At 71.9% G+C, this 16033-nt stretch carries 13 protein-coding genes and 1 tRNA gene; 9 read left to right on the top strand and 5 right to left on the bottom strand.

From position 1 onward, the window contains the following. Positions 1–4: 4 nt before the first annotated feature. From EER30_RS03795 to EER30_RS03765, 7 genes are all read left to right on the top strand, one after another. The gene (locus EER30_RS03795) at positions 5–1996 is read left to right on the top strand and encodes a sensor domain-containing diguanylate cyclase (protein WP_205650099.1); all 1992 of its coding nucleotides are present in this window, start codon (positions 5–7) and stop codon (positions 1994–1996) included. A 50-nt stretch (positions 1997–2046) separates the two neighbouring features. After that, positions 2047–2961 carry a UTP--glucose-1-phosphate uridylyltransferase gene (locus EER30_RS03790; protein ID WP_127498254.1) on the top strand — a complete coding sequence of 305 codons (915 nt, stop codon included), beginning with the start codon at positions 2047–2049 and terminating at the stop codon, positions 2959–2961. After that, positions 2958–4268: a molybdopterin molybdotransferase MoeA gene (locus tag EER30_RS03785; protein WP_127498252.1), complete on the top strand. Its 1311-nt coding sequence runs from the start codon at positions 2958–2960 to the stop codon at positions 4266–4268. Before EER30_RS03790 ends, EER30_RS03785 begins: the two co-directional genes overlap by 4 nt. Further along, positions 4265–4885, top strand: a complete 621-nt coding sequence (locus EER30_RS03780) for a GNAT family N-acetyltransferase (RefSeq protein ID WP_164842217.1) — start codon at positions 4265–4267, stop codon at positions 4883–4885. Before EER30_RS03785 ends, EER30_RS03780 begins: the two co-directional genes overlap by 4 nt. A gap of 157 nt (positions 4886–5042) precedes the next feature. Next, positions 5043–5765 carry a divisome protein SepX/GlpR gene (sepX, locus tag EER30_RS03775; protein ID WP_127498249.1) on the top strand — a complete coding sequence of 241 codons (723 nt, stop codon included), beginning with the start codon at positions 5043–5045 and terminating at the stop codon, positions 5763–5765. Positions 5766–5845: 80 nt separating this feature from the next. Further along, positions 5846–5919: transfer RNA gene (locus EER30_RS03770), tRNA-Ala, on the top strand. A 126-nt stretch (positions 5920–6045) separates the two neighbouring features. Continuing rightward, entirely contained in the window at positions 6046–7704 is a 1659-nt protein-coding gene (locus EER30_RS03765; protein ID WP_127498248.1) for a protein kinase domain-containing protein, read from the top strand. Between the two features lie 17 nt (positions 7705–7721). Here EER30_RS03765 and EER30_RS03760 read toward each other — a convergent pair whose 3' ends face one another. Both EER30_RS03760 and EER30_RS03755 read right to left on the bottom strand, forming a co-directional pair. Then, positions 7722–9398 carry a hypothetical protein gene (locus EER30_RS03760; protein ID WP_127498246.1) on the bottom strand — a complete coding sequence of 559 codons (1677 nt, stop codon included), beginning with the start codon at positions 9396–9398 and terminating at the stop codon, positions 7722–7724. A 2-nt stretch (positions 9399–9400) separates the two neighbouring features. Continuing rightward, positions 9401–10483 carry a hypothetical protein gene (locus tag EER30_RS03755; RefSeq protein ID WP_127498245.1) on the bottom strand — a complete coding sequence of 361 codons (1083 nt, stop codon included), beginning with the start codon at positions 10481–10483 and terminating at the stop codon, positions 9401–9403. Positions 10484–10656: 173 nt separating this feature from the next. Here EER30_RS03755 and EER30_RS03750 point away from each other — a divergent pair, with 173 nt between their 5' ends. Further along, positions 10657–11901 (top strand): BTAD domain-containing putative transcriptional regulator, encoded by a 1245-nt coding sequence (locus EER30_RS03750; protein ID WP_164842216.1) that lies wholly within the window; start codon positions 10657–10659, stop codon positions 11899–11901. 191 nt (positions 11902–12092) lie between these two features. Here EER30_RS03750 and EER30_RS03745 read toward each other — a convergent pair whose 3' ends face one another. The 3 genes from EER30_RS03745 to EER30_RS03735 all read right to left on the bottom strand — a co-directional run bounded on the left by EER30_RS03745 (position 12093) and on the right by EER30_RS03735 (position 14608). Continuing rightward, on the bottom strand, positions 12093–12953 hold the full coding sequence (locus EER30_RS03745; RefSeq protein WP_127498242.1) for an alpha/beta fold hydrolase: 861 nt from the start codon (positions 12951–12953) through the stop codon (positions 12093–12095). An 85-nt stretch (positions 12954–13038) separates the two neighbouring features. Continuing rightward, a complete protein-coding gene (locus EER30_RS03740; protein WP_240669732.1) occupies positions 13039–13941 on the bottom strand; it encodes an RNA polymerase sigma factor in 903 nt (300 codons plus the stop codon). A gap of 115 nt (positions 13942–14056) precedes the next feature. Next, positions 14057–14608 (bottom strand): DUF642 domain-containing protein, encoded by a 552-nt coding sequence (locus tag EER30_RS03735; RefSeq protein ID WP_127498240.1) that lies wholly within the window; start codon positions 14606–14608, stop codon positions 14057–14059. Positions 14609–14751: 143 nt separating this feature from the next. Here EER30_RS03735 and EER30_RS03730 point away from each other — a divergent pair, with 143 nt between their 5' ends. Next, positions 14752–15996 carry a GAF domain-containing sensor histidine kinase gene (locus tag EER30_RS03730; protein ID WP_127498238.1) on the top strand — a complete coding sequence of 415 codons (1245 nt, stop codon included), beginning with the start codon at positions 14752–14754 and terminating at the stop codon, positions 15994–15996. The last annotated feature ends 37 nt before the right edge of the window (positions 15997–16033 follow it).

Genomic DNA, 16033 nt, shown 5'->3' with positions numbered 1-16033 from the left:
ATGCGTGACGCTACGCGGCCGGCTCACCACCGCGTTCCTGGTCGTCGTGCTCGGTCCGGTCCTGCTCGGGTCCATCTTCGTCGCCCTGACGGTCGCCACGGTGAGCCGGGACCGGACCGCCGAGCGACTCGACCATGCCGCCACCACGGTGCGCACCGGAATGGCCGCTGCCTGCCGGCAGCTTCAGGCCGCCGCCGACGCCGTCGCCGTCGTGCCGCCGGAGCAGCGCGCGGCCGTCGCCAGCCAGTTGATCACCCGTGGGCTGGCCACCGACATCAACATCGGTGAAACCGGCCCAAGCCCCCGAGCGGCCCCGCCTCGCCCCTCGGGTGTCACCAACGAGCTCGACGGCTGGCGTGACTGCTCCGCCCCCGCCCCCGCCGCCGGCCCGGTCACCGCCATCGCCGCTCGCGCCGTCTCCGGTGAGATCACCGTGACCGCGGCGCGGACCGTCGACGCCGCCTTCCTCGATCGGCTCGCCTCGGCCGGCCGCGCCGACGTCGCGCTCACCACCGACGAACGGCCCGGCGGCGAACATCGCCGGCTCGACGCCGAAGCGGGCCAGCCGCTCCCGCTCACCCTGTCGGTCCCACCCAACAGACCGACCTTTCTGTACGCCGTACTCCCGGCCGTCGTTCTCGCCGCCGCCCTCGCCGCCGTGCTGGTCGCACGCTGGCTGGCCCGCTCGACCACCCGCCCCCTGGGCGACCTGGCCTGGGCCGCCGACCGCGTCGCCGACGGCGAGCTGGACACCCGCGTGCCGATCCCGCACCCCGACGAGCTGGGCCGGCTCGCCGCGACCTTCAACCGCATGACGCGCGAGTTGCAGGCCTATGTGCAGGCGCTCACCGCCAGCCGTGATCAGCTCCGCGGCCACCTGGCGATCCTCGGCGAGACGCTCTCCAGCACCCATGACCTGCACCGCATACTGCAGGTGATCCTGCGCACGGCGCTGGCCGCGACCGGCGCGCGGGCCGGTCTCGTGCTGCTGATCGACCAGCCCGCCGGGCAGCTCGTGGCCCAGTGCGGTGTGGGGCTCGCCGGCGCCTGGGACGTCCCCGACGGTGACCTGCCCAAACTGCGCCTGCCGATCGGCGAGGGCGTGCTCGGTTCGGTGGCCGCGACCGGGGAGCCGCGCCGGGGCCAGGGCGAGCTCGCGTCGGCCGAACCGCCCTGCCTCACGTATGTGGCCGTGCCGATCTGCGCGCCCGGGGTTCCCGAAGAGCCGGGTGACCCTCCGCCGGTCCCCGAGACCCTGGGGGTGCTGGCCCTCTACGACCGCGTCGGTGGCGACACGTTCGACGACTCCGACCTGCACACCCTGCGTACGTTCGCCGGGCAGGCCGGGGTCGCGGTGCACAACGTGCGGCTGCACGAGGAGGCGCAACGGCTCTCGCTGACCGACCCGCTGACCGGGCTGTGGAACTACCGTTACCTGCGGGAATCGTTGCGCCGCGAGGTGGAGCGGGCCAGCCGCTTCGGGCGCATGCTCACGGTCCTGGTGCTCGACCTCGACCACTTCAAGGACGTCAACGACACGTACGGGCATGCCGCCGGGGACGCGGTGCTGGGGGAGTTCGCCCGGCGCATCCGGATCGGGCTGCGCGAGGTCGACGTCGCCTTCCGCCAGGGCGGCGAGGAATTCGTGGTGCTGCTGCCCGAGACCGACGGGTACGGCGGCGCGATCGTCGCCGAACGTCTCGGCGCGGCCGTGCGGGATCGCCCCATAGCCGTCGACGGTATTCAGATTCCCGTCACCGTGTCGGTCGGAGTGGCGGTCTATCCGGAGCACGGTGAGAATTCACCTCAGGTGCTGGCCGCGGCCGACCGGGCTCTCTACGCCGCCAAGAAGGCCGGCCGGGACACGTACCGATTGGCGGAACCCGCCGATGTGACGGAGTCAGGGGCCCCGGCGAGCGTTCATGAAGGAGACTTTGATCCGACGACCGCTGTGCCGAGCGCGCCACGACCGCCGCAACACCGGCGTGGCCGCTAGTCTCGCGGCATACCACGGGCACGACTGACGAAAGGTGCGGTGACCTTTACATGACCACGAACGCGCAGGCGTCCGGCCGCCGGGCAGTGAAAGCCGTGATTCCCGCGGCCGGTCTGGCGACCCGGTTCCTGCCGGCGACCAAGGCCGTGCCCAAGGAACTGCTGCCCGTGGTCGACCGGCCCGTCCTGCAATACATCGTGGAGGAGGCCGCGGCCGCCGGCATCACCGACGTCCTGCTGGTCACCGGCCGGGGCAAGACCTCGATGGTCGACCACTTCGACCGGCGCCCCGACGTCGAGGCCCGGCTCGAGGAGAAGGGCGACCGCGAACGGCTGGCCGCCGTGCGTCGCACCAGCGAGCTGGCCGACATCTACACCGTCCGCCAGGGCGAGCCGCTGGGCCTGGGTCACGCCGTCGGCACGGCCGCCTCGCACGTCGGCGACCAGCCCTTCGCGGTGCTGCTCGGCGACGAGTTCGTCGAGGAGGACAAGCCGCTGCTCCCGGCGATGATCGAGCTTCAGGAGCGTACGGGTGGGATCGTGCTCGCTCTGGGCGAGGTCGCGCCCGAGGAGACCTCCCGCTACGGCATCGCGTCCGTCGCCCGATCGGATGAAGGCGACGACATCGTCCAGGTGACCGGGCTGGTCGAGAAGCCCTCGCCCGACGAGGCACCGAGCAACCTGGCCGTCCTGGGCCGCTACATCCTGCCCGCCACGATCTTCGAGGCGATCGCCGACACCAAGCCCGGCAGCGGCGGCGAGATCCAGCTCACCGACGCGATGGCGCAACTGCTGGCCGACGGCACCCCGGTGCACGGCATCATCTACCGCGGCCACCGCTACGACACCGGCATGCCGCTGGGCTACCTGCAGACCGTCGTCATGCTGGCGGCCAAGCGCGACGACCTGGGCGAGGAATTCCGGAGCTGGCTGGCCGAGTTCGTCGCCGGCGGTGCGAAGGGATGACAGCCACGGCCGATGCCGAGGCGGCCGCCAACGAGCTGATGCCTCTCGCCGAATACCTGGGCAGCGTGCTGCGCAGGTTGCGGGCGCTGCCTCCGCTCGACCTCGACCTCACCCAGGCGCACGGCAACGTGCTCGCCAACGACGTGCTCGCGCCGCACCCTTTTCCGGCCTTCGACCAGGCCGCGATCGACGGTTACGCGGCCCGCTGGGAAGACCTGTCCGGGGCCGGGCGGGTCGGATCCCACCCGTCCTTCGGGCGGTTCGAGGGCGGGCCGCGGCCGGTGCGGCTCAACGTCGTGGGCGACCTCGGCGCGGCGAGCTGGCGACCCGTGCGGCTCACCCCGGGCACGTGTTTCTCGGTGGCGGCCGGCGCGCCGCTGCCGATCGGCGCCGACGTCGTCGTGCCCGTGCACTGGACCGACCAGGGCATGGCGGCGGTCGAGATCCTGCACGCGCCCAAGCGGGGCTCCGGCGTACGCCGTGCCGGTGACGAGATCGCGGCCGGGCAGGTTCTGGCGCCGGCCGGGGGGTATGTGACGCCCGCGATGGTGGCCACGTTCGCGGCCTCCGGCATCGGGCACGTCGTGGTGCGGCCCAGCCCGCGCGTCGTCGTCGTCGCGACCGGCGACGAACTGGTCGACGTGGGCCGTCCCAGCCAGCCGGGCCAGGTCGTCGACGCCAACTCGCACGCGTTGACGGCCGCCGCGGTCGAGGCGGGCGCACTGGCGTATCGGATCGGCATCTGCGACGACGACCCCGAGGGCCTGCGCGGGCTGCTCGAGGACCAGACCCTGCGCGCCGACCTGATCATCACCACCGGCGGTACGGGGACCGGGCCCGGCGACATGCTGCGCCGCGTGCTCTCCCGGCGCGATCCCGGCCGCGGCGTGGTCGAGTTCACCGACGTCGCGCTCTGCCCCGGCGCCACGCTCGGCTTCGGCACCGTCGGCGGCGAAGAGGTGCCGGTCGTGTGCCTGCCCGGCGAGCCCGGCGCCGCCCTGATCGGCTTCGAGGTGCTGGCCCGCCCGGTCATCCAGCTGCTCGCCGGGGCCGAACCGGTCTTCCGCCCCAGCGTCCGCGCGCACCTGCTCGAGACGGTCTCCTCACCCGGCGGGCTGCGCGAATTCCGCCCCGCCCACGTGGCCGAACGGCGCGGCGGCGGCCATACGGTGCAACCGCTGGCCGGTGGGCCGTACACTCTCTCCGGCCTGGCCGAGGCCAACGGACTGCTGGTCCTCGGCGAGCGGGTCACCACGGCGGCCGCCGGCTCGACCGTGGACGTGCTGCTCCTCGACCGGAGGCGATGATGCTGGGGTCCACACCCGGGTGGCCCGCCACATTGGCGGACGGCTCGGTGATGCTGCGGCCCTACAAGCGCGGCGACGGACGGGCCTGGTCGGCCGTGCGGATCGCCAACCAGCAGTGGCTCGCCCCCTGGGAATCGGCCCCGCCCGGCCCGTGGGCCGAGATGAACTCGACGCGCGCCTTCGGCTACGTCTACCAGGACATGCGGCGGGCCGCGCGACGCGGCGAGAGCATGCCGTTCGCGGTCTGCTTCAAGGGCGAGCTCGTCGGCCACCTCAATCTGGGCAACATCGTGCGGCGAGCCTTCAGTTCGGCGTACGCGGGCTATTGGGTTGATCATCGGGTGGCGGGCCAGGGTGTGATCCCGACCGCGCTGGCGCTCGCCGTCGACCACGCCTTCGGCCCCGGCGGGCTGCACCGCATCGAGGTCAACATCCGCCCCGAGAACCGGCCGTCACGCCGGGTCGTCGAAAAGCTGGGGTTCCGCGAGGAGGCGTACCACCAGCGCTACATGCACATAGACGGCAACTGGCGCGACCACCTCGGATATGCGTTGACCAGCGAGGAGATCGCGGCCGAAGGCGGCCTGCTGGCCCGCTGGCGGCGCGTGCGGGCCTGACCCCGCCGCTGTGCCGTTTGATCCTTACTGCTCGACACGCCCGGCGCGTCGAGCATGTTTCCGCAGCTCGCGCCCGTAGCCTCGGGGAGATTGGGTCTTGCGGTCCGCCTCGAATGTGTGTAGCGCGGGCCGCCCGTAGCTGACGGGAGGGGTGAGGGTGCCGACCTCGGTGCTCCTCGCCGTCCTCGCCGCGGCCGGACTGCTCGCCCTCGCACCGGCGCTCGTACGCCGGTACGACGCCTCCGAGCGGCTCGCCGCGGAGCGGGCGTCGTCAACGGCCAGGGTGCTTCAGCGCCGGCGCCGGCGCCGCACCGTGCCCGGACGCCGGCCGATCAAGCCGGGACGGCTCGTCCAGGTGACGGTGCCCGCCCCCGTGGCTTCCCCGCAACGTCGCCTGCGCCTGGTGACCCCCGGGCGCCGACCGGCGCGACGCGCCCCCTTGAAACGGCACACCCCAGCGGTCGTACGACGCCGCCGCGTCTTCGCGGCCCTGCTGCTGCTCAACATCATCGAGCTGATCGGCGTGGCCGCGGTCGGCCCCGGCTTCTGGATCGGCTTCGCGGTGACCGCCACGCTGCTCGCGATCGACCTGGTGCACCTGCGCAACCGCGCCCTGGCCGACCGCCGCCGTCGCCGCGTCGAGGCCCGCGAGGCGGCGTGGCTGGCCCGCCAGCAGGCCATGGTCCGGCGCGAACAGGCCCGGCGCGCGGCCGACCGGCGCGAGAAACAGCGCCAGCTCGCCGCCCAGCGCGAGGCGGCCCGGCGTACGGCCATGGGTTTGGACGGCTCGCAGTCGCCGGCGCCCTCGGTCTACTACCGCCGGGCGGGCGGCCTGCGCGGCCGGGCCTACGAAGCCGGGGGCCGACACCACACGGCCTGAGGTGGGGGCGGTTCGCGAGCTGGGTGGCTGACCTGTTAGCCTTCTTGCGGTTCCACGGACTGCGGTTCGCGGGCTGGTAAGGGGCTGTGGCGCAGACTGGTAGCGCACCTCGTTCGCATCGAGGGGGTCAGGGGTTCAAATCCCCTCAGCTCCACCCAAATAATTGCAGGTCAAAGGTCTGGTCGCACACAACGGCCGGGCCTTTGATCGCTGTCATTGGCCGCCGTCTCCAACGCCGCCCAACGATGGATCGGCCGTTGGGGCCGTCCGGCTAGGGTGGTTGAGTCGGGTCTGTCTGTCGTTCTGCGGGCGGAGGTGTGCGGCCATAGCCGAGACAGGACTACCCCAGGTCGGCGAAGAGTTCGGCGACTACCGGATCGATGCCGAGATCGGCCGGGGCGGGATGGGCGTGGTGTACCGCGCCTGGCAGTCCCGGATGAACCGGCCGGTTGCCCTCAAGGTGCTTCCGCAAGCCATTGCGCAGGACCCGGCCTACCGAGGCCGGTTCGGCCGTGAGGCCGCCGCACTGGCCAAACTGGACTCACCGCACGTGACCCAGATTTACGATCACGGCGAGATCCATGGAAACCTGTACCTGGTCATGCAACTGGTCCAGGGGCCTGACCTCGGCCGGTTGGTGGCCGGCGGCCCGCTTCTGCCGCGTCGCGCGCTGCGCATCGCCGACCAGGTGGCCGGTGCGCTCGGCGACGGGCACGCGGTCGGCGTCGTGCATCGGGACGTCAAGCCCAGCAACGTGCTGTGCCGCCCGCGTTCTCCGCACGACGAGGACGACTTCGTCTACCTGTGCGACTTCGGGATCGCCCGCAGCACCACTGATCCCGCAGGTCAGGCCACCGAGACCGGCGACGTGGTGGGCACCGTCGCCTATCTGGCGCCGGAACGGCTGGATGGCCGGCCGGCTACCCCGGCATCCGACGTCTACTCGCTCGGATGCATGCTGTGGACGTTGCTGAACGGCACTCCGCCGTTCGTCGGGACCCAGGCTCAGATGATCATGGGGCACGCGATGGGCCCGATCCCATGGGTGGAGGGCTCTGACCCGCGCACGGGCGAGCTCAACCGTCTCCTGGTCGGCCTGCTGGCGAAGGATCCCGTGCAGCGGCTGACCGTCGCCGAGGCCCGTCGGCAGATCCGGCAGATCCTGGCGATGCCCGCGAGGGACGCAATAGTACGGCCCGGGCTGGTCGCGGTGCCCGTCACGGGAACCGGTCCAGGGTCCCTCGGGTCTGACCCGAGCCCGACCGGCGAGACCGTTCCGCTCGAAGGTCACGCGCGGCCGGCCGGTGACTCAGCGGCCGGGGGAGGTCAGCCGGAATCGGTGGCGCCGACGGCTCGCTGGACCGGCGTCCAGCGATGGTCGGCGGGACAACCGGGCGGCCGATCGGTCGGTCGACGCGGCGTTCTCGTCGCTGGAGGCGTGGCTGCGGCCGTGCTGCTCGGCGGTGGGGCGGTGTGGCTGCTCCAGGACGATCGCGGTCCCTCGCCGGCGCAGCGGCTGACGGCCGCTACGCCGGGCGGTGTCACCTGCCAGACCATCGAGCTGGAGGACGCCGACCGCCAGGCCGGTGCTCAGGCCAGTCGTGACTGCGAGCTCACGGACGCTTCTGTCGGGTCGCTGCGGCTGATGGCACTCAGCGGGCCGGAAACGGTGGCCGGCTACCTTCGCCATCTCGGCGGCCCCGACCCCACCGCGCTGCCGAGTGGCATCTGCCCGGACAACGTGCCGGCCCAGGAGCAATGGTCACGTGGCAGTCGCTCGGGCACGCTCTACTGCTTCGTCACGGCCGAAAACCTGCGCTACGTCTGGACCGTCGGCGACAACGTGCTGACCGTGCTCGACGGCGACCCTGACCGCGCCTACCCTGCGGATGTGAACGGCGTCCGGCGCACCTTCGACGCGCTGAGCTATCCCGGCTGACCCGGGGGAGGGCGGAATCAGTCCACCGCCGTCCGATGCCACCAGGCCTTGAGCTGGGCGGGGCTCATGGTCGGGTGTCGATACACGGCAATGGCGAGGGTCGGCTCCTGGGGACCTTGGCCGGCGGGGTCGCGGTAGGACAGTTCTGAGTACAGGACCGACTGGCTCGTCGTGCTCTCCTCGTAGTAGGTGAGCGTCCCGCCTTTGTGATCGGTGGTGACCTCCCAGGCTTCGCTGTGGTGCGAACCGGGCACCGCGTTCGCCGAGGAGGCGATGTCCTTGCGGTAGACGGCATAGGAGTCTGGGTCCTCGACCAAGACGTACCACGCCGTGACCCCCTCCCGGAACGTGCAGGTGACCTGCTCGGCGGCCCGCCGGAACGGCCCGCCCGGATCCGCCCGGCACTGCATCTCCCGCTCGTTCAGGTCGTTCTGCGCCAGATCGGCCAGCACGCCGGAACGGAACTGCGCGGCGTCCAGCTCCGGCCGGGTCAGGCCGCCGAACCGCCGGCCGTCGTAGAAGTCGACCAGTTCGGGCAGCGACAACCGCGCCATGGCGGCGCCGGTTTCACCGGTCTCCTCCGATCTGGTGGAGTTGGTCATGACGGCGCTCTGCGGGCGGGGCAGAACAGAGTCCCAGTAGACGGTGGCTGTCCCGGTGCGGTCCTCGTGCATGGAGAAGGTCGCATCCCGGTCCAGTACCTGGCCGAAGCGCACCCACTCGATCGTGCTGTCCACGGTCCGGGCACGTTCCAGCCGGAGCTGGGCCGCGGAGCCGTACTGGACCAGGTCGAGCGTGCGGTCGGCGAAGTCGCAGCGCACCCGCTCGACCTCGCCGACCTGTGGTGCCAGCGGGACGCAGCGGCGGGCGCCCGTCAGGAGCGCCGCCCCCAGCTCCCGGTATCGCTGCGCCACCTGGGACAACGCGAACCGGTCCACGACCGGGGCAGGCTCCTGCGCGTCGTCCCGGTTGAGCGCGATGACGCCGATTGCCGCCGCCGTGGCGCCGGCCACGCACAGGGCCACCACCGCTGTGCGACCGTTCCGCAGCGCTGCGGCCAGCGGGTTCCCGACCGTCCTGAGATCGGCAGGTCCGGATGGTGCGACCAGCGGTATTGGTGTCACCGGAGGCTCCGGTGTCACCGGAGCGGACACGTCGGTGCCGTCGTCCCACGACAGGCCGGCAGGAGCCGGCGTCAGCGCTGCTGCGGCGGCGGTTGACACGGTGTCCAGAACCGGATCCTGGGTCGGGTCGGCGTCCAGCCCGTGGAAGGCGTCCAGTTTGGTCCGCGCTTCGGCCGATCCGATCGGCCAGGGTTTCGTCGGGTCGGTGCCGGAGCCGAGGACGACGGTGGATGGATCCGGCCCGCCCGGACGCGCGGAGCCGCGGAGGGCAGTGACGAAGGCATCGACGGCCCGTCGAACCGCCACGTCGGAATGCCCCTCGGCGATGACCACCCGGACCGCTGCCTGGGCCACAGCGTCCTCATCCGCGGTGCCTGCGGCGGATCGCAGGCGTGGGACCAGGCCACTGCCGGACACCGCCACGAGAAGGTCCGCCTCGTGGGGCGCCAGCCGGGGGACGCCGGTGGCGCCCAGGGCCGCCCTCAGCGCCACGGGATCGATCAGGGCGGCGCCGCCGTGGGTAGCCGCTACGCGGGTGAGCGCAGCGGGCATCGGGTCATGCGCGTCCACGATCATCGCTCCGGGTTGGCCCAGAAGTTGCGCAACTCGGTCCGGTCGGCGGTCAGCGCGGAGAACGTACCGGAACACAAGATGGACTCCTGGTCGAAGTAGAGGGTGGGCCGGCCCGTATTCACGCTCTGGAACCGCACCCGAAGGCCCTCGGCGCGGGCCCTGGTGCCCATCGGGATGCCGACCTTCGTGCCCGCCCGTTTGTCCACGAACCGCCACGTCAGCTGCCGCACGGTGCCGTCCTCCGCGGAGACCTTGCCGTCGATCAGGCCGTCTCGGGCGTTGGTCATCGCCTCCGGGCCCAGATACTTGTAGAACACGCCTACGATTTCGCGGTCGCTGAAGCTGCACGCCACGGCCTCCTGGACGCCCAGCGGAGTCGCCGCCGCGCGGCACTGCACCCCGTCGGATTTCAGGTAGATCTCGGCCAGCCGCCGCAGCTCGGGCGCTTGGAAGACCTCGAGGGGGTCTGCGGCGAAGCCGGGCCTCGCCGTCCCGGGAGCGACGGGCGTTGCCGACGTGCTCGGCGTCGCGTCTGCGGCCGGTAGGGTCGACAGCGTCGTCGAAGGCCCGGCGGACGCGCTTGGCACGGCCCCGGTGCCGGTGTCACCTGCCCCGACGAGCTGGGTCCCCGCGAGGACGGCGACCGCTGCGATCGCCACGACGGCGCCGGCCCCCACGACCGGACCCACGTGTCTGCGCGAACGACGTCCCATCGACACGCCTCCCCCGGGCGGCGGCAGCGCGGCCTCCTGGTCAGCCATGTGTCGCGGCAGCAGACCGCCCGCGCAGCCCAGTTGTATCACCGCCCACCGGCCCGTTTCCGCGGGCATCCCACCGCCGGCTCCCGTGGCCAGGGCCACAGCTTCGTTGAGGGCCGCCGGGGCCGGCGTCCCGACCTCCAGCGCGCTCCGCAGCCGGCCAGGCGCACCCGATGCGGCCGCCTCCGTCAGAAGACTGATCTGGTCCTCCGGCAACGGGTCCGGCAGCCCACGCAATGCCGCTCCCAGGGCCAAGTGATCGGTGAGGACGGCCGGCCCAAACCGATCCACCACTGTGTCCAGGGCAGCCAATACTGTGGTCATTGCACCCCTCCGTAGAGAATATCGAGGTGTCGAATGGACATTGTCCGATCTCATTCGGACGGTCACCAGTTCAGCTCATGCCACTTAAGCGGCGCTGTAGTGGCTGGCGCGGGCCGGCGTCCTCATGGCTGCGAGGCACCGGACCAGGGGCAGAGGCAGAAGCGGGAGGGCCGGTGAGCCAGCAGGCGGAGCGGGTGCTCGGTCCCGGTGTCGGCCTGCTCGGCCCGGTGGTGCTGACCGTGGACGGCGAGCCCGTCGCCCTGGCCGGGGCCCGGCAGCGCGCGCTGCTGGCGGCCCTGACGGCCGCGGCTGGCGCCGCGGTTCCGGCGGACCGGCTGGCCGAAGCGATGTGGTCCGACACCGGGCAGCCCGCAGCTCGCAGCACCCTGCACGTGCATGTGCACCAGTTGCGGCGAACCCTCGGACCACAGGCCGCTGCCTTGCAGTACGGCCCGGCCGGTTACCGGCTGGTGGCTGCCAGCGACGTGCAGGCCGTCGAGGACGGGCTGCGCCGCGCCCGCGCCGCCGACCAGACCGGTGACGTCGCGGGCGCCGCGGCCGGGTACCGGTCCGCACTCGCCCGATGGCGTGGCGAGTTCTGCGCCGACCTGCCGGACCATGACCACTTCCACGCGGCCCGCACCGTGTACGAGACGATTCGGCTGGACGCGATGGAGGCTGTGCTGGCCGCGGAGCTACGCCTGGGGATGCCGGGACTGGTGCCCGAGCTGGAGGATTTGGTGCTGCGCCATCCTTTGCGCGAGCGGTTCTGGGGGCACCTGATGGTGGCGCTGTACCGGGACGGGCGGCAGGCCGACGCTCTGGCGGCGTTCCGCCGGGCCCGCGAGGTCCTGGCCGCCGAGCTGGGCCTGGACCCGGGGAGCGCCCTGCGCGAGCTGGAGCGGGCGATCCTGGGCCAGGCCGCCACCTCGCAGGTGCTGCGGGTGGTCGCCCCTCAGCCGATCGCGGCAGGCCGCCCTGTGTTGACATGGTTGGACGCTGCCGGTGCGGTCCGCCGCCGGGAGCTGCCAAGGACCGGTGAGCTGCTGATCGGCCGCGCCGAGGCTGCCGACGTGTCGTTGTCCGGGGACGCCGCGGTGTCCCGACGACACGCCGCCGTCCGAGTGGCGGGTGGGGGCGACGTCACCGTCGCCGACCTGGGATCGCGCAACGGCACATTTCTGAATGGCGCCAAGCTGGGTCCGTCGGACGGCACCCAGGTCCGGTCGGGCGACATATTGCGCTGCGGCGACACCGTGCTCGCGTTCACCACCCCGGCGCGGAAGGAAGCGGTGGCGAGTGACGGGCTGCTGCTGCCGACCCGGACCGACGCTGGGACGCCGATGGCCAACGTGGCACGCGGCTCGGCCGCCGACCCACAGACCCCGGCCGCCCTCGGCCGGAACGACCATGAGTGAGCGGACGCCGTCCCGCGCGGTGCCGGCGCTCGAGAGGGGCGTGTCCAGCACGCCGACCGGCCGAGGCGACGACGCCGCCCCAGCCCTTATCGCCGAGGCGAGGGCCGGCCCTGGCCCTGAGGCGGCTGTCTGATCCGCGACAGGGTGCGTGACCAAGGCCGCCCTGGAAGATCCGGGACGGCCTTGGTCGTTCAGTTCGACAGGGTGCTGGTTACCGCGGCGACGAAGGCCTCCGGTTCCTCCACGTGGGGAAAATGGCCGCTGTCGGGGAACTCGGTCAGGTGGGCCGCCGGGATGCCCTCGGCGAGGAGCTTGGCCCAGGTGGGGCCGCAGATGAAGTCGTGGCGTCCGACCAAGATCGCGGTGGGGACGGTGATCTCGGGGAGACGGTCGCGGACGTCGAAGGGGGCGGGGTCGTTGGCGTTGGCGGGATCGGCCCAGATGCGGATGCCGGCGACGAAGGGGGCGAGCTCGGCCCGGTGCTGCCAGAAGTCGGCGAAGTAGACGGGGACGGCCTCCTTCAGGGCGGCGGTCAGCTCGGCGTCGGTGGTCGCAGCGCCCAGGCGCTGGAAGGCGGCGGGGACCTGAGCGGCCTCGGGCACGTCGGGGTGACGCTCGGGGTAGGCAGCCAGCTGGGCCATCGCGGCACCCCAGAAGTCGGCGCCGGTGACCGGGGAGGTGTCGTAAAGCGCCAGGCCGGCTACGCGCTCCGGGTGCGTGAGGGTGTAGCGCTGGGCGACGAAACCGCCGTACGAATGGCCCAGGAGACGGACGGGCGCCGAGCCGAGATGTTCGATGACGACGTGCAGGAAACGGACGTACGTGTCCATGGTGTATTCGGACGCGGGCAGGCGGCCCGAGTCGCCGGTGCCGACAGGTTCGGGGTGCACCATCGTGAAGTGCTGCTCGAGGCCGGGGGAGCGCAGGTACTCCCAGACGATGCCGGGGCCGCCGGACAGGGCCACGCAGACGGGGCCGCTGCCGAAGACGTGGTAGACCTGCCGCACGCCGTCGACGTCGATCTCGTGCGTTCCGGGGGTCAAGGGGTTCATGCCGTACTCCAGTTCGGTGTGGTGATGCTTCCGGAACCAGATGCGGCGGCGGGCAAAAAGTTCGCTCCGCGGCGAAAGAAGTTTTCTAGGGGTGGAACAGCGTCATCGTGCTGACCCGGCCCTCGTGCAGTTTGTGCAGCCAGACCGCCCCCGGCGGGCAGTGGTCCGGGTTGTCGGGCGGGCTGATCAGGTCGGTCTCCCAGATCAGCACACCCGGTCCGGCGACCACGTTGACGAGCCGCTGCCGTACGCCGGCGTCGAGGTCGGAGGCCATGCCGCGAACCGCCGCGTCCACGCCGCCGACGACCCGGTCGGGCAGTCGCAACTCGGCGTCGGCGTGCCACAGGTCACCGACGACCTGGTGGAAGTCTCCCCGCATGGCGGTGGCGAGTGCGTCCTCGGCCTGCCGGCGGCTCGCCGCGGCCAGCGAGGACGCGTCGGCGTGGGCCAGCTCGGCACCGGCCCGCAACCGTTCGGCCAGCACCTTCCGGCCGTGGCTGAGACGGCTGCGCACGGTGCCGACCGGGATCCCGCAGATCGAGGCGATCTGCTCGTACGAGGTGACGCCCGTGAAATGGCGCAGCAGCATCACCAGCCGGTCCGCCTCCGACAGCTCGTCCAGGGCGTGCCACACCCAGTCGCGCAGGGCCGACTGTTCCAGCAGCTCTTCCGGGTCAGGCCCACCGCTGTACGTATCGAGCCACGCCGTGTCGACCGGCACAGGCCGGACCCCGCGCAGCCGCGCCCGGCAGTTGTTGCGCACGATTGTCCGAAGCCAGGCCCCGACCGCCTCCGGGTCGCGCACCTCACCGACCCGGCGCAGCGCGGTCACCATCGCGTCTTGAACGGCGTCCTCCGCGTCGGGCCCGTAGCCGAGAATGCTGAGCGCCACCGCCCGCATGCCCGCCTCGTGCTGGGCGAGCAGGAGTCCGAGCGCTCCCGCGTCCCCCGCCTGCGCCGCCCCGACAAGGCTCGATCCATTCCGCACGAGAAACAAAAGTAGCTCGGGGGCCGATCTATGCCGAAGCGGCGTCCGGTCAGCACCGACGAGATCCTGATCGAGCCCGAGATCCGGCTGCGTGGCTCGACCACCCTGGCCCGCGTCAGACCGGTGTAGCCGCGCCCTTCGGGCAGAGGATCACCAGGCAACTGTCGACGCGCACGTCGTCGAGCACCGGACCGTGGCCCTGAGGGGTCGTGGTGCTCGCGAACTCGAGCCGCATGGAAACGCCCTTGGCCAGCACGAACGCGGTCCGCCGGGTGAAGCCCATGTTGTTGCGGGACCGGCCCGTCGTGTCGAACTTCATCGCCTGCACCGGCTTGTCGTTGACCCGCAGCTCACCGGTCTTGACGGCGGGCGCGCCGACGTAGTTGCCGGCGATCGAGTACGAGATCCGGTAGGTCAGCAGCGGCGTGCTGCGGTAGGTGCGGGAGACCGCCCCGTTGAGGTCGAGGCTCTGCCGTCCCGCCGCCGGCGTCCACACGTCGGTCGTCACCAGGTCGGCGCTGCCCCTGGTGACGGTCCACGCCCCGACTGTCTTCCCGGCGGTGAAGCGTTCGGAGCCGTGCGGGATCGCGGGCTGCTCGAAGCCGTCGGTGAGCACGGGTGCGCTCGCCGCGAGCATTCCCGCGAGGAGGATCTCTGCTATCGCCACGACGATCAGAGTAGGGAGCTAGACGGACAAATCGGGCATTCGGCTCGCGGGTGTGCCGTGCTTGTCAGAAAGCAGCGCCTGTCCGAAACATGAGGATTGCTACTTTCGCGTGGTATCTCTGGAGGCAGCCTCGGAGGTGGCCCATGAAAGCTCCCCTGCCCGACAACGAGATCGACCGGCTCACCGCTCTCTACTCGCTCGACATCCTCGACACCGCGCCCGAGCAGGACTTCGACGACATCGTCGCGCTCGCGTCGAACGTCTGCGGCACGCCCATGTCACTGGTCACCCTCGTCGACACCGACCGGCAGTGGTTCAAGGCCCGGGTCGGGTGCGACGAGGCCGAGACCGACCGCGAGAGTTCCTTCTGCGCGCACGCGATCCTCGGCCGCGACCTGCTCGTCGTGCCCGACGCGACCAAGGACCCGCGCTTCGCCGACAACCCCCAGGTCGACTGCGCCGACGGCATCCGCTTCTACGCCGGAGCGCCGTTGGTGACCACCGAGGGGTACGCCCTGGGGACGCTCTGCGTCGTCGACGACACGCCCCGCCGCCTCGACGTCGAGCAGTTGCAGGCGCTGCGGGCGCTGGCCCGGCAGGTGACGTCGCAGATGGAGCTGCGGCGGCACGCGGTCGCGCTGGCCAGCACCACGGCCCGGCTGCAAGAGCTGGAACGGCGCAAGGACGACCTGACCAGCCTGGTCGGCGGGGACCTGCGAGCGCCGCTGCACCTGATCGAGGCGTACCTGACGAATCTCGGAGACACCGGGCGCCACGACGCCGACATGGCCGACCTGGTCGCGCGGGCCGCCGCCGGGCACATCCGCGGCTTCCTCGACCTGATGCACCACCTCACCTCGATGGCCGAGGCCGGGTTCGGCGGCGAGGGCCTGCACATGCGCCAGATCGACCTCACCCGCATCACCCAGCGGGCGGTCGAAGCCGTACGCCCGATCGCGGCCAGCAAGCACATCTGGATCCTCAACCAGGCCGGCGGCCCCGCGCTGCCGATCATCGCCGACCCGGTACGGCTCGAGCAGGTGCTCACCCACCTGCTGTTCGCGGCGGTCAAATACACGCCGGCGGGCGGGCGGGTGCGGGTCGGCACCGACCTCGAGGCGGGACCGGCCGTTCACCTGGACGACATGGATCTGCCCGACGGAATGCGCCCGGAGCTGTTCCCGCACCTCTACTACGGCGCGATCGCCAACCCGGCGACCGTGCCCGGCCCCGACCACGGCCTCGCCGTGGCCAAGAGGATCCTGGACGCGCACCACGCCACCGTCGCGCTCTCCGACCGGCCCGGCGACGGCACCTCACTGCACGTGGTCTTCCCGTCGGCCGACCTCTCGGCGGCCGCCACCCTCGACGACCTGATCGCGGCCTGAGCCACATCGGCCCGCGCCCCGCTCGGCTGCAGTTCGA

It is taken from the genome of Actinoplanes solisilvae, from assembly GCF_003999975.1.
GTDB lineage: Bacteria > Actinomycetota > Actinomycetes > Mycobacteriales > Micromonosporaceae > Actinoplanes > Actinoplanes solisilvae.
This window is presented reverse-complemented; position numbering and strand designations above follow the sequence as displayed.